This is a genomic window from Pseudomonas sp. FP603 (genome assembly GCF_030687415.1).
GTDB classification, from domain to species: domain Bacteria; phylum Pseudomonadota; class Gammaproteobacteria; order Pseudomonadales; family Pseudomonadaceae; genus Aquipseudomonas; species Aquipseudomonas wuhanensis.
Map to the genome: position 1 here is coordinate 3225532 of NZ_CP117431.1, position 24040 is coordinate 3249571.

General features: G+C 55.3%; 21 protein-coding genes, 1 tRNA gene and 4 pseudogenes. 14 read left to right on the plus strand and 12 right to left on the minus strand.

Features of this window, described 5'->3' with window-relative positions:
- Positions 1-194: 194 nt before the first annotated feature.
- Complete coding sequence (locus PSH65_RS14880) at positions 195-1307, minus strand: CapA family protein (protein WP_305426756.1); 1113 nt, start codon at positions 1305-1307, stop codon at positions 195-197.
- 200 nt (positions 1308-1507) lie between these two features.
- Between PSH65_RS14880 and PSH65_RS14885 the strand changes: the two genes are divergently transcribed.
- Positions 1508-1582: transfer RNA gene (locus PSH65_RS14885), tRNA-Gln, on the plus strand.
- A gap of 201 nt (positions 1583-1783) precedes the next feature.
- Here the strand turns inward: PSH65_RS14885 and PSH65_RS14890 are convergent.
- The 7 genes from PSH65_RS14890 to PSH65_RS14920 form a co-directional block, all read right to left on the minus strand.
- Positions 1784-3781, minus strand: a complete 1998-nt coding sequence (locus PSH65_RS14890; RefSeq protein WP_305426757.1) for a U32 family peptidase — start codon at positions 3779-3781, stop codon at positions 1784-1786.
- A gap of 213 nt (positions 3782-3994) precedes the next feature.
- Positions 3995-5509 (minus strand): ABC transporter substrate-binding protein, encoded by a 1515-nt coding sequence (locus tag PSH65_RS14895; RefSeq protein ID WP_305426758.1) that lies wholly within the window; start codon positions 5507-5509, stop codon positions 3995-3997.
- 32 nt (positions 5510-5541) lie between these two features.
- Positions 5542-6513 carry an ABC transporter ATP-binding protein gene (locus PSH65_RS14900; RefSeq protein ID WP_305426759.1) on the minus strand — a complete coding sequence of 324 codons (972 nt, stop codon included), beginning with the start codon at positions 6511-6513 and terminating at the stop codon, positions 5542-5544.
- The gene (locus PSH65_RS14905) at positions 6510-7496 is read right to left on the minus strand and encodes an ABC transporter ATP-binding protein (protein WP_305426760.1); all 987 of its coding nucleotides are present in this window, start codon (positions 7494-7496) and stop codon (positions 6510-6512) included. The genes PSH65_RS14900 and PSH65_RS14905 overlap by 4 nt, the downstream gene beginning before the upstream one ends.
- On the minus strand, positions 7493-8347 hold the full coding sequence (locus PSH65_RS14910; protein WP_305426761.1) for an ABC transporter permease: 855 nt from the start codon (positions 8345-8347) through the stop codon (positions 7493-7495). The genes PSH65_RS14905 and PSH65_RS14910 overlap by 4 nt, the downstream gene beginning before the upstream one ends.
- A complete protein-coding gene (locus tag PSH65_RS14915; RefSeq protein WP_305426762.1) occupies positions 8344-9291 on the minus strand; it encodes an ABC transporter permease in 948 nt (315 codons plus the stop codon). The genes PSH65_RS14910 and PSH65_RS14915 overlap by 4 nt, the downstream gene beginning before the upstream one ends.
- Before the next feature lie 3 nt (positions 9292-9294).
- Positions 9295-10182 carry a proline iminopeptidase-family hydrolase gene (locus PSH65_RS14920; RefSeq protein WP_305426763.1) on the minus strand — a complete coding sequence of 296 codons (888 nt, stop codon included), beginning with the start codon at positions 10180-10182 and terminating at the stop codon, positions 9295-9297.
- Positions 10183-10362: 180 nt separating this feature from the next.
- Here PSH65_RS14920 and PSH65_RS14925 point away from each other — a divergent pair, with 180 nt between their 5' ends.
- Complete coding sequence (locus tag PSH65_RS14925) at positions 10363-11121, plus strand: LuxR family transcriptional regulator (protein WP_305426764.1); 759 nt, start codon at positions 10363-10365, stop codon at positions 11119-11121.
- A gap of 93 nt (positions 11122-11214) precedes the next feature.
- A complete protein-coding gene (locus PSH65_RS14930) occupies positions 11215-12159 on the plus strand; it encodes a proline iminopeptidase-family hydrolase (protein ID WP_305426765.1) in 945 nt (314 codons plus the stop codon).
- Positions 12160-12433: 274 nt separating this feature from the next.
- On the opposite strand, the pseudogene PSH65_RS14935 reads toward PSH65_RS14930, so the two are convergent.
- A pseudogene (locus PSH65_RS14935) lies at positions 12434-12535 on the minus strand (2Fe-2S iron-sulfur cluster-binding protein); the annotation flags it as partial.
- Between the two features lie 13 nt (positions 12536-12548).
- Complete coding sequence (locus tag PSH65_RS14940) at positions 12549-13262, minus strand: autoinducer binding domain-containing protein (protein WP_305426766.1); 714 nt, start codon at positions 13260-13262, stop codon at positions 12549-12551.
- A gap of 439 nt (positions 13263-13701) precedes the next feature.
- On the opposite strand from PSH65_RS14940, the gene PSH65_RS14945 reads away from it, so the two are divergent.
- The 11 genes and pseudogenes from PSH65_RS14945 to PSH65_RS14995 all read left to right on the plus strand — a co-directional run.
- Entirely contained in the window at positions 13702-14286 is a 585-nt protein-coding gene (locus tag PSH65_RS14945; RefSeq protein ID WP_187326454.1) for an acyl-homoserine-lactone synthase, read from the plus strand.
- 33 nt (positions 14287-14319) lie between these two features.
- Positions 14320-15366 carry a GNAT family N-acetyltransferase gene (locus PSH65_RS14950; RefSeq protein WP_305426767.1) on the plus strand — a complete coding sequence of 349 codons (1047 nt, stop codon included), beginning with the start codon at positions 14320-14322 and terminating at the stop codon, positions 15364-15366.
- Positions 15367-15373: 7 nt separating this feature from the next.
- Positions 15374-16528, plus strand: coding sequence for a pyridoxal phosphate-dependent aminotransferase family protein (locus PSH65_RS14955; RefSeq protein WP_305426768.1), 1155 nt, complete (start codon positions 15374-15376; stop codon positions 16526-16528).
- Between the two features lie 81 nt (positions 16529-16609).
- Positions 16610-17347: a hypothetical protein gene (locus PSH65_RS14960; RefSeq protein WP_305426769.1), complete on the plus strand. Its 738-nt coding sequence runs from the start codon at positions 16610-16612 to the stop codon at positions 17345-17347.
- Positions 17348-17932: 585 nt separating this feature from the next.
- Positions 17933-18838, plus strand: a complete 906-nt coding sequence (locus PSH65_RS14965; protein WP_305426770.1) for an NAD(P)-dependent oxidoreductase — start codon at positions 17933-17935, stop codon at positions 18836-18838.
- Positions 18819-19433, plus strand: a complete 615-nt coding sequence (locus tag PSH65_RS14970; RefSeq protein WP_305426771.1) for an isoprenylcysteine carboxylmethyltransferase family protein — start codon at positions 18819-18821, stop codon at positions 19431-19433. The genes PSH65_RS14965 and PSH65_RS14970 overlap by 20 nt, the downstream gene beginning before the upstream one ends.
- Positions 19434-19455: 22 nt before the next feature.
- Positions 19456-19707 carry an acyl carrier protein gene (locus tag PSH65_RS14975; protein WP_305426772.1) on the plus strand — a complete coding sequence of 84 codons (252 nt, stop codon included), beginning with the start codon at positions 19456-19458 and terminating at the stop codon, positions 19705-19707.
- Positions 19704-20915 (plus strand): beta-ketoacyl synthase, encoded by a 1212-nt coding sequence (locus tag PSH65_RS14980; RefSeq protein WP_305426773.1) that lies wholly within the window; start codon positions 19704-19706, stop codon positions 20913-20915. The genes PSH65_RS14975 and PSH65_RS14980 overlap by 4 nt, the downstream gene beginning before the upstream one ends.
- Complete coding sequence (locus PSH65_RS14985; protein ID WP_305426774.1) at positions 20912-21946, plus strand: beta-ketoacyl synthase N-terminal-like domain-containing protein; 1035 nt, start codon at positions 20912-20914, stop codon at positions 21944-21946. Before PSH65_RS14980 ends, PSH65_RS14985 begins: the two co-directional genes overlap by 4 nt.
- Positions 21943-22641 carry a 1-acyl-sn-glycerol-3-phosphate acyltransferase gene (locus PSH65_RS14990; RefSeq protein ID WP_305426775.1) on the plus strand — a complete coding sequence of 233 codons (699 nt, stop codon included), beginning with the start codon at positions 21943-21945 and terminating at the stop codon, positions 22639-22641. Before PSH65_RS14985 ends, PSH65_RS14990 begins: the two co-directional genes overlap by 4 nt.
- Positions 22642-22645: 4 nt before the next feature.
- Positions 22646-22753: pseudogene (locus PSH65_RS14995) on the plus strand (transposase); the annotation flags it as partial.
- A 182-nt stretch (positions 22754-22935) separates the two neighbouring features.
- Here the strand turns inward: PSH65_RS14995 and PSH65_RS15000 are convergent.
- Both PSH65_RS15000 and PSH65_RS15005 read right to left on the minus strand, forming a co-directional pair.
- Positions 22936-23167, minus strand: a pseudogene (locus tag PSH65_RS15000) (ATP-binding cassette domain-containing protein); the annotation flags it as partial.
- A pseudogene (locus tag PSH65_RS15005) lies at positions 23124-23721 on the minus strand (ABC transporter substrate-binding protein); the annotation flags it as partial. The pseudogenes PSH65_RS15005 and PSH65_RS15000, both read right to left, overlap by 44 nt.
- Between the last annotated feature and the right edge of the window lie 319 nt (positions 23722-24040).

Consider the following 24040-nt stretch of genomic DNA (forward strand, 5'->3'; position numbering starts at 1 on the left):
AGAAACGAAAAAACCGGGAAGGTTCCCCGATGCTGTTCATTTAAGAGAGTCTTGAGTCAGTGAGAAACCTGTGGCGAGGGAGCTTGCTCCCGCTTGAGTGCGTAGCACTCACAAAAATCGGTGATTGTTATAAGGTTTTTGGGGCCGCTACGCAGCCCAGCGCGAGCAAGCTCGCTCGCCACAAAGCTAGGCACCTACCAACGCAACTCGAAGGCATTTTTCGCGCCCGGCTGGAGGCTGCTGCCCAAGCGTATGCACTCGCGAGAAAGGGTGTCGTGCAGCCATTGACGGTCATCCCCTTCGGCGCGACAGAGGCGAAAGCGACGCAGGCGGGTGGGTATCAGCTCCAGTGACTTGAGGTTCCCGCCCGGGTCCAACGAGGCAAAGTACAGAAGGCCCAGGTCGCCGCGAAAGTCTGTGTGGCCCTCGATGCCTTCGTAGTCGTTCAGCAGATCACCGCAGCCATAGAGAATCAGGCGTTCGCGGTACACCTCGATGCCCTTGATGTGGTGCGAGGAATGCCCGTGCACCACGTCAACTCCGGCCTCGTCGATCAAGGCATGGGCGAACCGGACTTGCTCGCGCGGGATATCGAACCCCCAGTTGCCGCCCCAATGAATGGAGGCGACCACCAGATCGCCCGGTTTTTTGCTCTCGAGAATCCGTTCGGCCACAGGGCGCAGGCTGTGCATCGTCAGATCTTCCAACCGCGCGACGCCCGCGCGCTTGTCCGTGGCGGCCCAGTCCAGCGGAATGCCGCTGTCGGGTACGCCGAGGCCAAACACCAGCAAGCGCCGCCCGCCGGGCTGCGGCAGCACGGCGGGCGCTTCGGCAGATTGTCGGTTGTGCCCGGCGCCGGCGCTGCACATACCGTTGCTCGACAAGGTATCCAGCGTATCGGCCAGGCCGGCGGCCCCCCAGTCCAGCACATGGTTGTTGGCCAGCACGCAGCAGTCGATGCCGGCTGCGCTGATGGCCGGGAAGTTCTCCGGGCTCATGCGGTAATTGATGCCCTTTTGCTCCGGTCGTCCACGGCGGGACACCGCAGTTTCCAGATTGATGATGCGTGCGTGTGGCTGGCGAAGTTCAAACTCATCCAGCGCAACGCCCCAGACATAGGTGAAATCAACGGGGAGGGGAATCGGGCCATTGAGTCGTTCTGCCAGCCGGACATAAACGCCGGCATGCTTGACGTAGTCTTCGTAAAGCCGCGGATCGCCAGGATACGGCAGTACTGCGTCGATGCCGCGGGCAGTCATGACATCGCCGGCGAGAAACAGCTTCAGTGAATCGGTAACAGCTGCCATGGCACCCTCCAGGATCAGGAGTAAGCATCTGTTTTAAAACAAATATATTTTTGTTTCGGCCTTCCCAGGCGAAGCAAAAGTTGATAAATTCCCGCCCGTTCTTGCAGAGGCCCCAACAGGGCTTGTAGCGCAAGGACGCAACATCTCGATGTGGCCCGCAAGCCGAAAACTCAGCGCCGGGCACTCGCAGCAACAGATACAGGGGCGTCGCCAAGCGGTAAGGCAGCAGGTTTTGATCCTGCCATGCGTTGGTTCGAATCCAGCCGCCCCTGCCATTTTCCTGATACTCATCCAAGTATGGCCTCCGCCGGCAGGTATTGCGGGAGTCCCGGATGATTGTCTTTACAGAAAACGCCAGTGCCGATCCGGTCTGGCGTTTTTTTATGCCTGCAAATCCCTCTGGGTGACGCCTTTAACATTCAGCCGTCTTGCGAGCGCAGCGAGCGCGGCGCCGTAGCGGCGCGCTCGCAAGTCACTCAGTGGGGCGCGCGAGGGATGGTCTTGAGCAGGTCTTCAGGGCTGATGTGGCCGACAACCGGCTGCACGCTGCCCGGTTGCGGCAGGTCAAGGATGTGTCCCTTCATCTTGCCGATCACGTGCATCTCGCAAGGCTTGCAGTCGAACTTCAGCGTCAGCACCTCGTCACCATGCACCAGCTGCATCGGCGCGACCTTGGTGCGCACGCCGGTGACACCCTTGGCCTGCTTGGGGCAGAGGTTGAAGGAGAAACGCAGGCAGTGCTTGGTGATCATCACCGGCACCTCGCCGGTCTCCTCGTGAGCCTCATAGGCCGCGTCGATCAGCTTGACGCCGTGCCGGTGATAGAAGTCGCGGGCTTTCTGGTTGTAGACGTTGGCCAGGAACGACAGGTGCGACTCCGGGTACACCGGTGGCGGATCGGTCTCGGCCTTGCGACCACCCCGTGGGTGAGCCTTGATGCGGGCCGCGGTCAGCGCTTCGATGACTTCGCGACGCAAGGCCTTGAGCTGCGAGTTGGGGATGAAATATGCCTGCGGTGCATCCAGCTCAATTGCGGTGGCGTGGTACTGAGTGGTGCCCAGTTGACCGAGCAGGTCGTGCAGTTGCTCCAGGGCCTGTTCCGGCTTGTTGGCCAGACCGAAAGGACCGTCCAGGGCGACACTGGCGCTGACACCTTCTTCGCTGGTGGCGGTCAGTTCCAGGCGATCCTCGCGCAGGCGGGCGACCCAGGCCAGACCCACCCGGCGCTCGGCGGAGGTCTTGAGCAGGGCCTGTTGCCAGTTGTGGTCGAGGTTGCGGTTCAGCGGGTGATTCGGTCGCAGCTGGTGCAACCCCGTGGGCATTTCGTTGGGCTCCACACGATAGCGGTAGCGCTTTTCCCCGTCCTCTTCGAACTCGCCCTTCGGCTCGGCGATGTTGGTGCGCCAGCCCACCACCTCGCGCTTGACCAGCACATTGAGGCCGTCGCCGTTGGACAGCGGTTCGTGGGTGACCACCAGCAGATCGCGCTTGCCGACTTTCTCCACCACGCCCACCGGCAGGCCGGTGAAGGTGGGTGTGTCGAAGGCGCCGATGTCGATCTTGCGGTCGCTGACGAAGTAGTCGGTGCTGCCGCGGTGGAAGGTCTTTTCCGGGTCGGGCAGGAAGAAGTGCGCGGTGCGGCCGCTGGACGCGCGGGCCAGGTCCGGGCGGTCTTCGAGAACCTCGTCCAGGCGCTGGCGATAGTAGGCGGTGATGTTCTTCACATAGCCCATGTCTTTGTAGCGACCCTCGATCTTGAACGAGCGCACGCCGGCTTCCACCAGCGCGCGGATGTTGGCGCTCTGGTTGTTGTCCTTCATCGACAGGAGGTGTTTTTCGTAGGCGATCACACCGCCTTTTTCGTCCTTGAGGGTGTACGGCAGGCGGCAAGCCTGGGAGCAGTCGCCACGGTTGGCGCTGCGGCCGGTCTGCGCGTGGGAAATATTGCACTGGCCGGAGAACGCGACGCACAGCGCGCCGTGGATGAAGAATTCGATGGCCGCGTCGGTCTCGTCGGCAATGGCGCGGATCTCTTTGAGGTTCAGCTCGCGGGCCAGTACCAATTGGGAGAAGCCGGCCTGGTCGAGGAACTTCGCCCGCGCCAGGGTGCGGATGTCGGTCTGGGTGCTGGCGTGCAACTCGATCGGCGGGATGTCCAACTCCATCACGCCCAGGTCCTGGACGATCAGCGCATCGACGCCGGCGTCGTACAACTGGTGGATCAGCTTGCGCGCCGGCTCCAGCTCGTTGTCGTGCAGGATCGTGTTGATGGTGGTGAACACCCGGGCGTGGTAGCGACGGGCGAATTCCACCAATTGGGCGATATCGCTCACCTCGTTACAGGCGTTGTGGCGGGCGCCGAAGCTCGGGCCCCCGATGTACACGGCATCAGCGCCATGCAGGATGGCCTCGCGGGCAATGGCCACGTCGCGGGCGGGGCTGAGCAGTTCCAGGTGATGTTTGGGTAGGGACATGTTTTTTTAGTCTGGCTTGTCACGGTCAAGGTGCGCATTGTAGCGGCGAAACGTTTGACCGGCACCCGTAGGCTGCCCGATGGCGACTGTTTGCTGAGCGGGGCCGTCGGATTGGCCCAAAAAAAATGGACCTCTTTTCAGAGTGTCCATTTTTTATTGCTGGATCAGTACGGGTTGCGCTGGTGCTGCTTGCTTAAGCGCAACAGCCACTCCTTAGTTCTTCACCGTTTCCTCAAGAGAGAAACGCCCCAGCGGGTTTTGCTGGAAGTTTTCTATGTTCTTGCGCGAAATATTGATGTACGGGCTGTAGTAAAGGTCGATCCAGTTGACATCCAGTTTGGCGACCTTTTGTAAGTCGACGTACATCTGTTCACGCTTGGCCGGGTCCGCTTCCACTCGGGCAGCCGACACCAGATTCTTGACCTTGTCGTTCTTGTAGCGGGTCATGTAGTTCATGTTGGTGTCGTGGCCCAGAACGAAGGTGGTCTTCTGGTCCGGGTCGAGGATGTCGTTGGTCCAGTACATCACGGACAGGTCGTAGTCACCGTCGACCAGCATCTGCCAGCTCTGGGTGGGGTCGACCTTTTGCAGGGTGGCGGTCACACCGACGGCCGCCAGTTGCTGTTGAACCAGCACGGCAATCTGCTCATCGGCTTCGTTACCAGCGTTGACCACATAGTTCAGCTTCATGCCCGCTGCGCCGGCATCGCTCAGCATCTGCTTGGCTTTGGTCGGGTCGAATGGACGTTTCAAATTGTCGGCGTAGTGGTAAAGCGAGCCCTTGGGGATGTAGGAGTAAGCCTCCTGGCCATGGCCGAAGGTGACGGTATCTACCACCGATTTTTTGTTGATGGCCATGTCCAGTGCCTGACGTACTTCAGGCTTGCTCAGCAGCCCGTGCTCATGGTTGATCAACAGGTGATCTTCCCGAGTGGAAGGGTCGGAGTGGATGGTCAGGTTGGGATCCTTGCGCAGCGCATCGACTCGCGAAAACGGTACGAAGATCGCGGAGTCCAGCTCGCCTGCCTGCACCTTGAGCATCCGGGTATTGTCGTCCGGAATGGAAATCCACTCCACGCCATCCAGGCTGACCCTGTCGGCCTGCCAGAAATGCGGGTTCTTCTCTAACTTCACACGATCGCCGCGCAGCCACTCCTTGACGAAAAAGGCCCCTGAGACCACAGGCTCCTGGGCATAAGCATCTTCGCCCATGCGGGTCATGGCCTTCTGCGAGAGAACCGACACGGTCGGTGAGGCCAGTTGCGAGAGGAACGGTACCGACGGGGTGGTCAGGGTGACGACCAGGGTTCGCGGATCGGCCGCTTTCGCCGTGTCGATCAGTTTGTAGGCATCGCTCCACAGCGAGGCTTTGTTATCGCGAGTGCGCAACAGACTGAATGCCGCGTCATCGGCTGTGATCGGTGAGCCGTCGGAGAATTTCGCCGCGCGCATTTTGAAGGTGTAGGTCAGGCCATCGTCGGAGACTTTCCAGCTTTCAGCCAAGCCGGGTTCCATCTTGCTGCCGGCCTTGTCGACCCGGATCAGTGTGTCGTAGACATTGGAAAACACCCAGGTATCGCGGTTTTGCGCGCTTTTGATCGGGTCGAACGTGGTGCTTTCTTCACGGCAACCGATGGTGAGTACACCCGCCGCCTGAGCGATACCGCTGGCAAGGGTGCAAGCGGTCAATGTGGCTGCGGCGAGCAATTTCAAATGCCTGGATCTCATGGTCAAACTCCTTCTTGATGAGTGCGTTGTTTTTAAAACAGTGGCTCTTCGAGCACGCAGTCGTAACGGCGAGCGTCGAGTTGACGGGTAGGGGGCGCCACCTGGCTACAGGTGGGACGAACGTAGCGACAGCGCGGGTGAAAAGCGCAGCCGGATGGCAGCTGCAAGGGGCTGGGCGGTTCGCCGGACAAAGGGTCGGTGGGTAGCGCCCGGGTTGGGTCGATTTGCGGAATCGACTGGATCAGTGCGGCGGTATAAGGATGTCGCGGGGAGCGGAATACGTCCTCCACGGGGCCTTCTTCGACAATCTTGCCCAGGTACATCACCGCCACCCGATCACAGAGCCGGCGAACGATCGCCAGATCATGGGCAATGAACACAATCGCCAGGTTCATGCGCTGGCGCAGCTCCAGTAGCAGGTTGATGATCTGGCCCTGAATCGACACGTCCAGCGCGGCCACGCATTCATCGGCAACGATCAGGCGCGGCTCCACGGCCAGCGCACGGGCGATCCCGACACGCTGGCATTGGCCGCCGCTCAAGGCGTGTGGTTTACGGGAGGCCAGCTCGGGGCGCAGACCGACCAGGGTCAGCAGTTCATCGACTCGGGCGGCAATCAGCGATTCCGGCACTTTGCGTTGTACCCGGAGCACTTCCGCCAGGGTCTGGCCGATGCTCAGGCGTGGGTTGAGAGCGGCGTAAGGGTCCTGAAAAACCATCGCCGTCTCATGACGCAGCCTCTCGATGTCAATCTTCCCTGCGTGGGCCATGTCGATGCCGTCGAACAGCACCTGCCCGGCGTAAATCTCGTTAAGGTGCAGGATCGCCCGCCCCAGGCTGCTTTTGCCACTGCCCGACTCGCCGACCAGCCCGAGCGTTTCTCCGGCCGAGAGGGTCAGCGAAACACCGTTGACCGCTGTCAGCCATTGCCGGTTCATGCCCAGCAAACCAGTGCCCGGAGCGGCGAAGCGCACGTGCAGATCCTTGACCTCGAGCAGGGTCATGAGCGGTCTCCGGCGGCCAAGGGGTAATGGCAAGCGATGCGGTGTCCATGGCTGACGGGCTGCAAACTCGGCATCAGTGTTGTGCAATGGTTGCCGATTTGCTGGCAGCGCGGATTGAAGCGGCAACCGTGGGGCAGGGCATCGAGCAGGGGCGGTTGCCCGGCGATGGTTTTGAGCAATGCGTGACCGTGACTGGTGGCCGGCTGACAGTCGATCAGCCCAGCGGTGTAAGGATGGCGTGGATGGGCCAGCACCTCGTGTTTGTTGCCGTGCTCGCACAAGCGTCCGGCGTACATCACTGCAATCGAGTCGCAGGTCTGGGCAACGACCCCCAGGTCATGGGTGATCAAGATGATTGACAGGCCGCGCTGATCGCGAAGATCCAACAGCAGGCGCAGGATCTGCGCTTGCACCGTGACGTCGAGGGCAGTAGTGGGCTCGTCGGCGATCAGCACGTTCGGGTTGCAACCCAGCGCCACGGCGATCATCGCTCGCTGGCGCATGCCGCCGGAAAATTCGTGAGGGTAACTGTCGACTCGCCGCTGCGGATCGGGAATACCCACTTGCCGAAGTACGTCGATGGCCTGGGCCCGGGCTTCACGCTTGCTGGCGCCTTGGTGCAGACGAATACCTTCGCCAATCTGTTCGCCAATGCGCATCAACGGGTCGAGATGGCTGCTGGGGTTCTGGAAAATCATCCCTAATTGGCGCCCACGCATGCGGCGCATGCCGGCCTCGTCCAGATGCAATAGATTTTCCCCCGCCAGTTGCACGGTTGTGCCTTCGACTCGCAGGTTGGGCGACGGCAGCAGTCTCATTAACCCCCGACAAGCCATGGTTTTGCCGGAGCCGCTTTCCCCCACCAGTCCGAGCACCTCACCCTCGGCCAGGTCAAAGGACAAGCGATCCACCAGGGTCACCTCGTGCTCACCCTTACGGGCGATGACGCTGAGTTCTTCGACCTTCAGCAAAGGCGCACTCATGAGCGTTCACCCAGATGTTCGGCAACAGCGTCGGCCAGCAGACTGAAGCCCATGGCCAGGGTGACGATCGCCAATCCCGGAAAGGTGCAGATCCACCAGGCGGAGGTGATGAAACTCTGGCCCTCGGCGACCATCGTGCCCCACTCGGCGGTGGGCGGTTGAACCCCGAGGCCGAGGTAACTGACCGCCGCGCCGTTGAGCAACACCAGCACCGCATCGGACATGGAAAACACGATCGAGCCGAACATAGCGTTCGGCAGCAGGTGCCGAAACAGAATGCGCCCATGGCCGAAGCCGAGGCTTTTGGCGGCCAGGGCGAAATCGCTTTCCTTGAGTATCAGGATCTGCGAGCGGATCAACCGTGCGTAGGACACCCAGCCCACCAGTGCCATGGCGATGTAGAAACTCATCAGGCCAGGGCCGAGGATCGCCATGATCGCCAGCATTAACACCAGGAACGGGAAGGCCAGGATGATATCGATCAGGCGCATGCAGAACGTATCGAAACGCCCGCCGATATAGCCGGACAAGGCCCCGACACAGGTGCCGATCAGAAACGGAAAAATCACCCCGATCACGGCCAGCTGCAAGTCAATGCGGGCCGACCAGATCACTCGAGACAAGACGTCGCGGCCAAAATTGTCGGTGCCGAACGGGTGGGCCAGATGGGGCGCCAGCAGGCGAATATCAGTGTTCTGGGCGATTGGATCGAAGGGCGCGATCCAGGGCGCGAAGATCGCCAGCACCAGCCAGCCGAGCAGGATTGCCAGGCCCAATCCCATTGCCAATCGAGGATTGCGCAAACCCAGGCGCAGGTTCAGTCGAGGGGCAACTGTTGCCTGACTGCTCATCGGATGTTCACGCGTGGATCGATGGCTACCGTGATGACATCGGCGAGAAAGTTTACCGCCACGGTGGCGCAAGCCAGCACCATCGCAACTCCTTGGACCACCATATAGTCTCGAGTGAAGATGCCTCGGACCAATAACTGGCCGATCCCGGGAATGGCGAACAGACTCTCGATGACCACTGTGCCGCTGATCAACCAGCCGATGTTCACCGCCAGCAGGTTGACGGCGGGTACGAGCGAGTTGGGCAGCACATGGCGACGAAACACCGCGTCTTCAGTCAGACCGCGAGCCCGGGCTGCCGTGACATGGTCGGCTTGCAGTTCCATCAGCATGCTTGCCCGCAAATTGCGCACCAATACCGCTGATAACGCCAGGGCAATGGTCAGGCAGGGCAGGACCATGTGGTGCAGTTTGTCCAGCCAGGAACGGCCGTAGCCGGAAACCGGGAACCAGCCCAGTTGCACACTGAATAGCAGGATCAACATGATCCCCAGCCAGAACGCCGGCATGCCGAGCCCGGCGGTGGTGAACAGGCGGATCAGGTTGTCGCCCCAGCCACCCTTGTTACGGGCCGCAACGGTGGCCAGCGGCACCGCGATCAACATGGCCAGCAGCACACTGCCAAGCACCAGAAACAGCGTGGGCTCGATGCGCGTGCTGATCAGTTTCAAGGCGTCGACCTTGTACAGCAATGACTGGCCGAGGTCGCCGTTGAACAGGTTTTTCAGGAAGTAGAAATATTGCATCCACAGCGGCTGATCGAGGCCGAACTGAGCGCGAACCCTGAGCAGCCCCTCCGGCGTACTGCGCGAGCCGAGCAGGGCGCGCGCCGGGTCGCCGGGAATCGAGCGCACCAGCACAAACGTGATGAGACTGATGCCAAACAGCACCGGTAGCAGTTGCAGGGGCCGTGACAGGATGAAACGGTAACGCGACAGATTCATCGACTAACCTCGGTGGCGCTGGAGGAAATCCAGCAACACCGGAAAGTAGGCATGAGGTTCTTCGTAGAAGGGCATATGGCTGCTGTTGGGGAACACATGCAGTGCAGCATCCTTGAGCGCCATTTTCATGCGCATTGCACAGGCCGGTGTGAGTTCGTCGTGCTGGCCGGTGGTAATCAACACCGGCATGGTGAAATCGGCCATTTCCTGCAGACGGTTCCAGTTTTTCAGGTTGCCGACGTAGAGAAACTCATTCGGCCCCTGCATGGTTGTGTAGGGCCCCATGTTCCAGTCGCCCAAAGAGCGCGTGACCGGCGCCGGCCACTCGTCCAGGCGGCAGACGTGGCGGTAGTTGAGGAGGGTGATTGCGGCTTGGTATTGCGGGTGATCGAGGGTGCCCATGGCTTCATGGCGTTGCATCATGGCCACGGTTTCGCTGCCCAGAGCACCACGCAGACGCTCCAGTTCCTGAGACAGGTGCGGGATATCGCCTACCGTGTTTTCCAGAATCAGGGTTTTGAGTTCGTGAGGGTGGTAAATGGCATATTCGATCGCCAGCCAGCCGCCCCAGGAGTGCCCCATCAAGTGCACCCGCCCCAGGTCGAGGGCCTGACGGACGGTTTCCACCTCAGCGACATAACGGGTGATGTCCCAGAGTGACGGGTCTTCGGGGCTGTCAGACGCTCCGGTACCGAGTTGGTCAAAGGCGACAACTCGCAACCCCTTGTCCTTGAGCCAACCATGGGCGTCACGCAGATAATCGCAGGGAAGCCCCGGGCCTCCATTGAGGCACAGCAGGACCTCATCGCCCTCGCCAAAGCTGTAAACCACCAGATTGTGGCCGTCGACCTCGACGTTATAGTGCTGGTCCGGTTCGATTTCACGCCACATCGTAACTCTCCCTTTATGATGCCGACCGGTTCGGATGCTGACCAAATGGCCTACCTTACTCAGTAAGTCATGCGCCCAAAAGCTAGTATTTGTTATAGGTTTGGTCTGGCTGTCCCTCGCCGAGGCGTGGCATTCTACGTGCTGAATTTCAGGATTGAAATTAATTAGGGAGGGCAATGGATGCAAACCAAGCTATCGGACCTCAATCCCCGTCTGTTGTCGGGCAAGAGCCTGGATGAGCAGATGGACAACGCCATGCTATTGGCCGAGGAGCTGGGCTTTGATGCCTTGGTGTACGACTACAGCCCGGTGCCGCTGGACCATGAAGGCAAGTTGATCACGCCCGCGGTGCTCAAACTGCGCAACACGCCAGCCGATTGGCATGCGCGTTGGTGTGCAGAGGGTTACTACCAGATCGACCCTGTCCAGCAGGTAGCACTCAATTGTGTTTCACCCTTTGTCTGGTCTTACAAACCTGGGACTGACACCCTGCTGGAGCCGGTCATCAGTCAGTGCCATGCGCCGGTGGTGAATTATCTGGAAGACGCGCAGATGACCTGTGGTGTGTCGGTCCCGATTCATTTACCCAGAGGCGGCTTTGCCTCCTTGACCGGGCTGCGTACCAGCAGCAGCAGTGTCCTGTGCGATGCCCGGCGGACCCTGGCGGATTTCAGCCTGATTTCCCATGCCTTGCAGGAAGCGGCCTATCCGTTGCTTGGCAAAGAGGTTCACACGCCTCCCATTCACCTGACCAAACGTGAGCGCGAGTGCCTTAAATGGGCGGCCGAGGGCCTGACCGCCGCCGAGATAGCCAGCCAGCTGAATCGCTCATTGGCCACCATCAGCCTCCACCTGACCTCGGCCATGCATAAACTCGGGGCCAAGAATCGGGTCCAGGCCGTGGTTCGGGCTACCCATTATCGATTGCTCGATAGCTGAGATTGGGCAAAAACCTATCTATTTCTCTAGTTATTTCCAGTATCTGATCCCGCTATCGTGTGCCATACGGTTTTTCAGGGGCGGCATGAAGAAATGGAATCTATCGGAATACGTGAAGGCTTCGCACCTTTTGGTCCTTATCAGACCTGGTACCGTGTTACGGGTCACTTCGACGGTAAGAACCCGCCGCTGGTGATTCTGCATGGCGGCCCGGGCTGCACGCATGATTACGTCGACGCTTTCAAGGACATCGCCGCGAGTGGGTATCCAGTGGTTCATTACGATCAATTGGGTAACGGTCGCTCGACCCACCTGCCGGAAAAAGATGCCTCGTTCTGGAACGTAGCGCTGTTTCTCGATGAACTGGACAACCTGCTGGATCATCTGGAAATCAGCGACAGTTACGCGCTGCTGGGGCAATCATGGGGCGGCATGCTCGCCAGTGAGCACGCCGTACGGCAACCTGCGGGGCTACGGGCCTTGATCGCCGCCAATTCCCCTGCGGATATGCGCGTCTGGGTTGAGGAAGCCAACCGTTTACGTCAATTACTGCCTGCCGGTGTGCATGAAACATTGCTTGAATACGAACGGGCAGGGGATTTTCAAGCGGTCGCCTATCAACAGGCATCGAGAGTCTTTTACGATAACCACGTGTGTCGCGTCCTTCCCTGGCCGGACGAAGTCGCGCGTACGTTTGCCCAGGTCGATGCCGATCCCACCGTTTACCATGCCATGAGCGGGCCGACGGAGTTTCATGTAATAGGCAGCCTGAAAGACTGGACCATTGTCGACCGCTTGCGGCACATCAACGTGCCGACGCTGGTGATCTCCGGTCGCTACGATGAAGCAACACCGACGGTGGTCAGACCTTATCTGGAGCAGATCCCGAACGTGCGTTGGGCGTTGTTCCAGAACTCCAGCCACATGCCGCATGTCGAGGAGCGGGTCGCCTGTATGGGGACGGTGGTGAGGTTCCTGGATGAGTGTTTGCACGGGGCGATGGTTGGCAATCGCAAGCTTGAAGAACTGAGGGCCTGACCTGTGTCTTTCCTGCTGCTGAGGCGGCCTCATTGCATGACCGGCAAGCATTCCAGATGCGAAGGTTGGGGGTATAACGCATAGATCTCTCTGGTTTTCAACGGTTGGCCGAGCGGGGCGGCGAGCACACTACGATTGACGGATTTCTCTGTCAGGATCAAGTCGATCACGGCGCCCCAGCCCCTCGCGCCTCAATACGGTTATCCCTACATCTGAGGGCACCGCGGGTACCGGCTATCTATAACATGGAGTTCGGCGACGCCGATGTCCCCCCTATCCCTTCTTTATGATTCATTTCCACACTACCTTCCAGCACGGCAGTCTTGCAGGTGTCACAGAGGCCCTGGCTGCAGGACGAAGGAACAATCGCACCGGCCGGAACGACTGGCTTAAAGCAGCAAACCCATCAAGGATGCTTTGACCGCTGCTTCGGCTTTGTTCGAGGCTTGGAGTTTGCGCATGGAATTGACCAAATGAAATTTCACGGTTCGCGTGTCGATATTCAGAATAATGCTGATTTCGACGTAAGTTTTTCCCATGGCCGTCCATTTCAGGGTTTCTTTTTCGCGTGCAGTCAATGGCTTGTACTTTTCAGGTGTGGATTTTTCGGCAAGAAAACGCGTCATGGACTCATGCACTAATTGAGTCAACCACATTAATTTGGTCTCTTTGCTCTCCAACTCTGCCGTGGAAATATATTCACCGGAGCGGGAAACAGAGAGCAAGCCAATAGTGTTGTGTTCGCGTTGCGAAGAAAGACACCAACCATGATTGAGGTTGTAATGTCGCGCTTCTTCCCAGAATTCCAGTCTTTGAGTTTGCTGTTCCGCGGACCAGCGCATGGGGATGGAGCGTGTCAGCCCGTGTTCCACGGTGGGGTCCTGAGAAAAATAATCTTCGTCTACATATTTTTTCTCCCAAGCACTGGGGTAGTTTGACCGTAGAAAATATTGAGGGGGTGCTAACGGTGAGTGGGCTTTTAATCCATAGGAACAGAACTCGAAACCCAAGTTGGAAGTTATTTTAATTAGTTCATTGAATAATTCATTTTCAGAAGTACAGCCAGAAACCAACTCTATGAAATCTTCGCGCCAGTCATTCACCAATATTACCTTCCGTGGTCAGCGCTCTTAGTGAGAAGAGCGGGGGCTTATCATACAGGATCGAAGCGCTGCAGGAAGGTTGGTCTGAGTTGTAATTTCGTTAATACAATGGCAATACCTCACCCGGTAAGGTCCGTGGCACAGATGAATACCTCGCAAGGGCGCCGGAGTGTCAAGTCAGTGAAAAAGTGTTAGTTATTTCATATGTTTTTTGGTACGTAAGTACTAAGAAGTCGGGGTTTGGAGTGCCTGGTATTTTTTACTTTCGATACAAAAATGTCACCATTTCAACTCGCCGGAGAGGACAAATTATTCACCATTGAGCGATCAGTGCTGCTCGTCATGGGATGTTGTTTTAATTAACCTGCCCATTCGGGCAGCTACTAACATGGGGCTCGGTTTGTTGTACTGGCGAAATAACATTTGCTAGGTGTTTACTATGCTGACTGCTGTAACAGGGACTGTTAGTGATCTTCTGCCTGGGATGGCATCCGCGCTCGCTAAATATAGGTATGAGGTATTCGTTAAAGAGTTAGGCTGGCCTTTGCGCTGTGAAAACGGTGTTGAGTTAGACGCTTTTGATCGTCCTGATACGGTGTATGTTCTGGCCTGTGATAATAACCATGAAATATTTGGTTGTGCCCGGTTGATTCCCACTAATCGTCCCTACCTGTTAGGCGATGTATTCCCTCACTTAATGGAAGGGAGCCCGCTGCCGTTCTCTCCAGATATATGGGAACTTTCCCGTTTCGCCATCAGCAAGCCGAAAGGCCAGGTATTGAGTGCTGAGCAAGCCTGGAAAAATACAGTGAAGTTGGTGAAGGAAGTGATTGATGTTGCACGCTCAAAGGGGGCGTTTCGATTGATCGCGTTTACTGCTGTAGGGAATGAGCGCCTACTGAAACGGATGGGGGTCAATACGCAAAGAATTTCTCCGCCGCGGCTTATTGATAATAAAAGTATCGTTCCCTTCTGGATCGAAATCGACGACAAAACCACCAGGGCTTTGTGTCTGGCCGCCTAGAAACCTTGCAGTGAATGATGGTCGAGAGTACTGATGAGTAGGGTCACAGGTTTGGCGGCATGCGATTGGTATGCCCTGATGTGTTTGGATAAGCGTGTTTCGGTGGTGGGGCGCACACAAGAGCAGCTTGAGCAGCGAGTAACAGCTGCGTGCGAGTACTCCGCAACTGAGCATAATGTACCAGTAGCATGGAAGGACGAGAGTGGCGAGATAGTCGCTTTCTGCATCGTGCATTTCGACAAAGAGATCAGGGTCAATGGACTGGGTAATGCGTACTTTTCGACGCTGATAGCGCTACCAGTAGCGAGCATCCTGCAACAGCTGATGTGCAGTTCAGTTGAGTATATAAACAGCACGCGGTTGCTACCTGGGCGGGTGTCTGACTTGGTAGGCCCACTCCACAGTTCGTTCTTGATTGAGCGAGGATTGCGCACGTTTGAGTCTGATTTCAATGTGTTTTCGTTGCCGTCAAACACGGTTGAGTTGACGTATGCCCTGACGCAAGCAGGATGTCGAAAGGAAAAAGACTTGATTGAAATTGTCTTTCAACCGCCGTCCCAGGGATATCAACAGCACGCTCTGGAAGAAAAGCTCACTCAGCGATTGGCCGATATTGAATTTCATCACTGCGGGCAAGATGAACTGATTGCCAAAAGTCAATTGTTGGCAGACTGTTACAATCAATCCTGGGAACGAAACTGGGGGTACAGTCCCGCCTCCAGAGAGCAGTTTGAAATCGCTTCGCGCAATATTAAAAACATATCGGCGCTTATCGCTGAGCGTGATGATAAAGTTGTCGGTTTTACTATGTTTGCCCCTGCGATGAATGAGCAGGGGTTGTATGGCCGCGCTTTTTTTACGGGAGTCGCTCCTGAGTATCAACGAAAAGGGTTGTCGGTAGCACTCACCTTGAAGTTGTCCGCGATCGCGTTGAGCAAGGTCGGTCGTAGCAAAATCAGTCTGTCCTGGATGCTGGAGGATAATGTCATGGTTCTTCGAACGATGCGTCACCTCACCCGGGACGGCATTTGCCATGAAAGAGCTTATCGAATCTATAGATATACCGCATCGGTTGAATGAGAGTCTTATGCGTATTGATGATGTTGCGTTAAAATCGAAAGAGTTGGGCTATTACACCTACTTTCCTCAAGTGCGTTCAGCCTGTGGTCGGGATATGACGCTCGTTGATGGTCGCAATATGCTGAACTTTGCTTCGTGCGATTATTTAGGGCTTTCAAATCACGAGCGCATGAAAGAGTCGGCGATTGCTGCCATCCGGAAGTACGGCTCAAATATCGGCGGCCCCATGATCTTCAGTGGCTTCACCGAATACCATGAGCGTCTGCAAAATAGCTATAGCGATTTGTATGCTGGGCGAACATCGCTGATGTTTACCACCTCCTATCAGGCGAATTTTGGGGTTATCCCCTTGGCGGCTGAGCGTGCCGATCTGATTTTGCTGGACAAGCTGTCACATGTCTCAATCTGGGACGGCGTGAAGTTATCGGGTTGTCCATTCAGGGCCTACAGTCATGCCGATATCGAAATGTTGGAGCAGCTGGTCCAGTTAAATCAAGATAAGAAAATTTTAATCATTACCGATGGAGTTTTTTCGGCAGACGGCGATGTAGCTGATCTGGGAAGGATAGTCCGGTTGAAACGCTTCCATCCGTGCCTGGAAATCTACATTGATGATGCTCACGGTGTCGGTATGTTAGGCAGTTCTGGCCAAGGGGCTTGCGAAGCGGCCGGAGTGGTCTTGGAGATCGATTACATTGTCGGCACCATGAGTAAAGCTTTTGGCTCATCCGGTGGGTTCGTTGTATTCAAGGATGAGGCGTTTGCTGAAAGAGTCAGGTTCCGATGCCCCACCTATAATGCTTCCCGGTCAGTTTCACCGGGTGTCGCCTCCGCCTCTTGCACAGCCCTGGAGATCAATGCTTCGGAAGGGGGGGCGCGTCGGGCAAAACTTGCAGATCTCACCCGCTATACACATGAGCAACTTGAATCACTTGGCGTCGATAAGCTCCATTCCAGGACTGCGGTGATCCCGGTGGTCTTCAAGGATCCTATGGAGGCTGCCCGAGTCAATGCCGAGTTGGTCGGTAAAGGTATCATGGGGTCACTGTTCGTACCTCCCTTTGTACCCAATCACCAATCCAGGATCAGGTTGTGTCTGACATACAACCACACGATGGCCGATGTGGATTACTGCATTGATTCATTACGAAAGATTATCTGAACAGACTGTGTTTATCCGGTGGTAACGGGTGTGGTGCAGATCTGCCTATCTTTTTATGACGTCAATGGGGGTGATAATTAAATGGTCCAGGTTGGTTCAGCTCTGTTAAGTATTGTTCTTTTCTATTTTATGCTGTGCAAGGGACTGGGGCTTTTAGTCATCAATAAGGGGGTGCGGGTAAACTACACGAGGAAAGTTGGGCATTTTGCGATGTTTCTACTACCCAGTCTATTTTTCGCGTTGTTCAACATCCAGAGTACTCATGAGCGATTACTGCTGTCTGCGGTATCCACCACTATTCTGTTCTTGGCCATGTGCGGATGGTCGCGTCGTCGTTATCTGATTGCCCAGCATATGTTTGCGAGTATTGATCGGCCCGAAGACTCACCCAATACGCTTTCATGGTTGGTTAGTCAAACCGTGGTGGGGTTGTTGGTGTTGTGGGTGACGCAATACATCTGGTTGGCAATCGGTGTGCCGATTGAGTTGCTTTATATCACTATTTTAGCCACCACCTTTGGTGACGGTTTGGCAGAACCTGTCGGTATCCGATTTGGAAAGCACGAATATGTCACGAAAGGTTTTTTTGTGGATAAAAAATTCAAAAGAACCCTGGAGGGGTCTGCAACAGTATTCGTGATGTCGATGTTGTTTTGCGTGTTGTTTAAAGATTACTTTGAGTGGCATCAATTTGTATTGCTGTGTGCTGTTTTTCCTCTTGCTCTTACCTTGACGGAAGCGAAGTCCCCTCACACCTGGGATACACCATTTTTGTTTGTTGTCGGTAATGCCATTGTAACGGGGGTCTATTTGCTGTGATTTACTTAATACGTCACGCCTCGCCGTTGGTCAATTACAATCGTTGCGGTGCCGTCTCGGCTAAATTGCTTCTGGATGTATATAATCAGACCTCAATTATCGATGAGGATGAAATTTCAGGTTTCTTGAGCCAACCAGACTTGTCCCGGCCACTTTTAGCGTCTGAGGCCAAGGTCATTTCTTCACCGGTCAACAGAGCCTATGCAACGGCGTGCAGGTTGTTCGAGGCTGCGCGTATTCAACAGGATAGTCGATTACAAGAGTACGACCTGCGATTAAGCACCATTCCGCTCCTGAGAATGGGGTTAAGACAATGGTTCGCTCTGCACAGAGTTCTGTGGTTGCTGGGAGTTTCGTTGGGCGCCGTCCCCCGAAAAAAGGAATACCTTCGGGCTGTAGGTGTTGCCGATGAACTTTACAAATCCTGCTCCGAGACAGGGAAGACAACGATCGTCATATCCCACGGTATGTTTCTCAGAACCGTCAGGAAAACCCTGCAAAAACAGGGTATGAAGGCTCGTATGGTTTATCGCTCAGGGTGCTTCACGGTCGAGTCTTTAACACCATGAAAAGGATTTTGTATACGTGAAGAAGTTACTGCTTTTAGGGGCCAGTGGGTTTATCGGGCAGGGCGTCTACGAGATCCTCAGCCAGGTGAAAGATATCCAGGTTACTCGCCACTCACGTTCGCCGAGGGTTGGTTATGACGTTTGCGAATTCGGCTCCAGGGAATTTATCGAATTAGTGAGTGACAGTGACTTTGTTGTCAATTGTACGGGGATCGGCCTCAGTCGTTTGGGGGCGAGTACCGACAGTAACGAGATGCTCACGGAGCAGATACTTGCGTCGATTTCCCTCGGTGGGACTGACAAGAAGAATCTTCTTCATTTGAGCAGCGTCAAGGCTCACAATCCTGAAAAAAGACGGGATGCGTACGCCGACGATAAGTGGGCGGCAGAGCAAGTTATCCATTTAAATAGCCACAAGGTGCAAGGGGTCATTTTGCGGGTGCCGACAGTACTGGGGCGCCATGACAAAAATCTGCTGCCGATGATTTCACTGTGCAAGTTGAAGTTGCTGCCATTGGTGACGAATCAGCTCCCGGCGTTGCATGTCATTGGCGTGGACAGTATTGCGCAGTGCATTATTCAATGGCTGGCACGCCGCCCTGACCAGACACTGCAGACGTATTACCTGCTGAGCGATGACACGATGACCTATAACGATCTGGTAGGCGAAGTGTACGCCAGGCTCCAGGTAGTTGAGGATGTTGCCATGTTGCGAAGAGTGAAGGTGCGCACACTGTTCAGGATTTACAAAGTGCTGTCTTTTGTGGATGCCTTCAGGCGCCAGCGGAAATTATTTCCTTGGGCGCGTTTCAATGATCTATTTATCTATCCGTGGCATATCGAAAAAAATGTCAAGGTGATCATGACGCAGTCGAAGTTGTCGGTATTGGTAGGGGCATATTTTGAAAACATTCAGGATTGATGTAGCCGCCAGTTTGCTGGTGCCAGTATCATGCGCTTCCGTGATACTGCTTTATTGCACGGGTTTTGCGTTGCTTCAACCGATCATCATGGCGAGTGTTTTGCTGTTTGCAGAACTGTATTTTCTACGGGAAACAGACAGTGACAGCTCTTTCGATAAAGGTATCAAGAGTGGGTTTCTGGTGTCGTGCGCTATATCGATTGTCATGCTGTTACAGTTGTTGATATGCAGTGATGTCTTACTTCAAGTGATCGGTTCTTTCATGATTTTATCTGGAGTCGGTCTGAGGGCTCATGGGAAAATCATACTGGGTCGGCACTTTTCGCACTCGCTGAGAGTGTTGGTCGATCACGAGTTGGTCAAGGATGGGGCCTTCAGGTGTATCAGGCATCCGGCGTATTTCGGTACGCTTCTCATTGTCACGGGTTTTGGTTTATATACCAGTATCTATGCTGCCCTGGTTGTCTTCTTTGTTGCGCTTTTATTGATTCTTAAGCGAGTCGGCAATGAAGAGAAAATGTTGGTTGAATATTTTGGTGAAAAATACGTTCACTACCAATTCGACAGTTACAAAGTAATTCCTTTTATCATCTGATAGCGTCATTCCAGGAGGTTTTATGACTCATGTTCACGAAGCAAAAATCAAGGAGATTGTTTCTCGAGTCTTGGGCGTCAGTACCGGAGAAATCCAGAATAATAAAAACTTTGTAGAGGCTTACGGTGCTGACTCGATGTCAGGCATAGAAATCCTGGCCGGTATCGAGGGCGCTTTTCAGGTTCGAGTCGATGAGGCCTACATTCCACGGATTACCAGCGTGGATTCAATTCTCTCGTTTATCGACAAGACCCTTGAGGTTGAGTGTGCATGAAGAGCTCCGACAAGGGCAGAAGGGTCGTCGTCACTGGCTTGGGTCCGGTCAGCCCGATCGGGGTTGGAAAAGCCGAATTTTTTCATGCACTGAAGACCGGGGTAAATGGCACGGGGCTGCTTTCCAAAGTCAACACGGACCGGTTTGAAAGAAAGTATGGGTGTGAGGTGAAATCCACCATTAGCACATTGATTCCAGACTTCGGTTCTTTCGTTCGTTCCGGGACTCCCAGTCATTTTGCCCTTGCCGCCACCGGGCTGGCGCTCGCTGATGCCGGAATCAAGCGAGAAGCGATTTCAGGTAAACGGGTCAATTGTTACTTCGGCACGACTTATGGTGAATCCAACCTGATCGACAACATGGTGACGGCAATGGCTGAGTCCCAGCCAGGCCTGCAAGCGTCGGTGCAACATACGTTTGCGTCTGAAATAAGCCGCGATGTCTTGAGATCGATAGGTTCGACCGGCGAGGCAGTTACGATTGGCAACGCGTGTTCGGCCAGTAATACCGCGTTGATATTCGGCTACGAAGCCATCAAGGCGGGGGACTGCGAACTTGCCATTTGCGGTGGAAGCGATGCGGTCTACAAGGCGACGTTTGCGACATTCCATCGATTGGGCAGCATGACCGACAAAGACTGCACGCCTTTCAATTCGGGCCGTAAAGGCGTTTTGACCGCAGAAGGCGGTAGTGCACTAGTCCTCGAGGACTATGATCGGGCAATGCGTCGCGGGGCGTATATTTATGCCGAAGTGCTTGGATTTTCGATGAACTGTGATGCTGATCATATGGTGAGATTGAATCACCATAGTGTTGGCGATTGCATGAAGTCGGCACTTGAAAACGCGTCGGTTACGCCTGGGGCTGTTGGTTATATTTGCGCTCACGGTACCGGTACGGTTGCCAATGACAGTAATGAGTGCAAGGCAATCGAGGCGGTTTTTGGTCATTCACCACCACCGGTTAGTTCCATCAAGTCAATGATGGGGCACAGCATGGGGGCGGCGGCGGGTTTTGGAGCCATTGCCTGCATGCTTGCGCTCAGCGAGGGGTTGCCTCCTACGATCAATGTGTCCGAGCAGGATCCTGAAATACCCATCGACGTTGTCGCGGAGGGCTTCAGAGTCGGAAAGGTCGACGTGGTGGTCAATAATGCTTTCGCTTTTGGCGGGAATAATTCAATTTTGGTATTCGGTAATCTCAAATGATGGATGACGCTGTTGCACTGGTCGTAAGCGATTGGGTCATGTTGCAGATGCCCGGCGTATTCGAGCAAGGAGGAGTGGAGTTACATCGGGGGAAAACACCCGCGTGGGACCTGATGTCCAGCGAATTGGTACCAAGTCGGGAGCTGAAAAACCTGGATCGACAATCCCTGTTGCTACTGGCAGCGATGTCGTTGATTGAGGATGGCAATCATGGTGACTCCCTGGCGCGCTCGGCCATTATTGGTGCGACGTCCAATGGTTCCATCGACACTGTTATTCAATTGATTAAAGAGTCGAACGGTAGTCGTTTTGCATTTCAGGTGAATCCGGCACAAATTCCCAATACCGTCATAAACTCCTCAGCGGGCCAGCTGGCGATAAAATATGGCATTAAAGGACCGAATGTTTCTCTGTGCGCGAAAGAGTTGAGCTTCTATAACGCATTGGTACAAGGGTTAAGATTTGCCAGGCGAGGTGAGTCTGATTATATCTACATGACAGCGATTGAAACGTTTAGCGGTGAGTTCGGAACGCTCTATGCACAGAGCATTGATCTCCCTGTTGAAAAACGACTCGATGCGGCAGCAATTTTCAGCTTCAAGACATGTACTGACCTGAAGATGCCAGGGCTGATCGTCAGGTCCTGCATAACAGGGCGTCTCTTTCACTCAAGCGCGGCCGGCCTGATCGACCTGATACTCACGTTTATAGCAGGGCACGGAGTTGAGCTTGATGGGCTCAGTCGGGTAAGTCTCGCTGTTCCGGATTCCTGGCGGATGTCCTCGAGCGGTCTGAATCTGACCCTCGGGGCGAGGCTCGAGATTCTGGATCGGGCAAAGGCTTTGAGTCTGTCTCTGGTGGGTGCCTATCAATTGGCCGAACTGGCGGATGGCGTCCTGGCCCATAGTTTTGGGTTGATGGTGTGTGTTGATGATGAAGGCTTTTATGGTGTCGCGCTGATAGAACGTACTGATGTTCGAGGTGGTTTATTCAATGGCTCAGATGATTTAGGCAAGGTGGGTAAGTTATGATTCTGTTTGTGCGGTGGCTGTTGGTAGTGCTGTTCATTGTTCTGAGTTTTCCGTTTTTATGCTTGTTCATGTTAGTCAATCCTTCAAAGAACAAAAACCTGCATGTGGCCTGCCGGTCATACACAGTGATCAATAAAATATTCTCGGTTCGCGTCGCTGTCAGCGGATTCGACACTATCTCCACCGCCCAACCGTATATCTATGTGGCAAACCACCAATGTAATTATGATGTTCTGATTGTTGCTGAGGCGCTTAAGCCAGGTACGGTTATTGTCGGTAAAAAATCACTTAAGTGGTTGCCTCTGGTCGGGCAATTATATTGGCTGACGGGCAGTCTGTTCATTGACAGGAACAGCCCTCGGGCGTCGATCCAGAGTCTGCGCAAGATCTCCAAGAGCGTTGTAGGTGACAATACTTCCCTCTGGATCTTTCCTGAAGGCACCCGAAACAAAGGCGGGGAAATGCTGCCTTTCAAGTCGGGAGCCTTCCGGGTTGCCAAGGATATGGGGGTGGGTATCGTTCCAGTAACGATCAGTCCTGCTGTTGGGGACGTGGCTTACAACTCATTGCGCTCTACTGAAGTCAGTATCGTAGCCCATCAACCCATCGAGGCGGATGTGGTCGCGAACATGAGTACCAAAGAGCTGGCTAGCTACACGCGTGAGATCATCAACAACGGGCTTCCGATTATTTAGTAACCTGTACGGCTATTTTCAACGCATTCGCTCGTCACGGCGACTTGAGGCCGAGTGTCAACGCAACGTTGAAGTCATGTGGTTACTTGGTCGGCTGGCTCCTGACTTCAAACCATCGCCGATGCCCCGACAAGTCGGGGTATTTGCTTTAAACCACGGCAGGTTGCGTTTTCACACAGCCGCGCGAGGCGGGCATTTTGCGAAGGGGCGCTGATCCGTCAGCTGAAATGAGTGTCGATCGGAGTGCGAGAGGGCTTCTTCGGACTTCGTTTCAAGCCGCCGGCATTTGCTGGCCAAGCCGCCGCCATTGGCTTCAAGCAGACCGGCGATCAGGTTCAGCACCGTGGACCTGCCACAACCGGAATGGCCGATCAACGAGACAAACTCACCGCGAGCGATGTTCAGGTTGACGTTACTCAGGGCCTGGAAGCAGCCTTTCCTGGTATCGAAGTGTTTGCTGACCTGGGGTCAGCTCAACGAAGATTGATGCCGAGGCTGGCGAGCCAATAATTGAGCCACATGGCATGGGTGCCCGTGGGGAACGTCTGGGCGAAGGTCAGTGGCGTACCGCCTTGTTTGACCTTGGCCGCCAGTTGCTCGCCATTGGTCACGCCCGCTTGCTGCAGCTGCCTGGAGAGGGTGATCGCCTGGCCGTTCTGGTTCAGCCCCATGAGCATGGCCATGTCTTTCTGCGGCCCGCCGATGCCCAGTTGCACGCCATAAATCAGGCCGTAGAGCACATGGGCAGCATCCAGTTCACCGTAGAGCAGTTTGTCGCGCACGCCGACCCAGGAGGCCTCTTTGCTTGGCGTGATGGTGAGGCCGTATCTTTCGCCGAAACCCTGGGTTGCCGCCACCACGACTGATACGCAGTCGGTGAGCGGAATGAAACCGACCTTCAGCGCAGCTTTCTCCGGTGCATCGCTGCCGGCGGCCCAGACCGCGCTGCGCAGCAAGCCTGGCGAGGCCAGATCAAGGGCGGCGATCCCGGCGACAGTGCCTGCCGCCACCAGGGGACTGCTTCAGGAAGGTGCGCCGGCCGGGGTGTACTGGATGTTGCGAGTCACGCTCATCAGTCATAACCACATCTTTTTTTTAGGGGTAAAAAAAAACGGCATGCGCCAGGCACCCGCGATAGAGGGACCTGATGGACGCCGTTGCCCGGAAAGTGCAGCACGCCACCATTGGCGTGCTGCATGAGTCTGTAAGACAGCAATAGCAAAGGGCTTGCCGGGTTTGTGTCTGATTTTTTTTGCACTAAAAGCCAATTGGAACAAAGGCTTGAAGTGGTTTCTGTTGTCATCGAACAGGATATCGTGGGGGCTTGGAGCCAGGAGGAGCGAAGCACTGATTGTTTGTTGGACGGCTTGGGTGCGAGGTGAACTAAAACGGCTCTCCT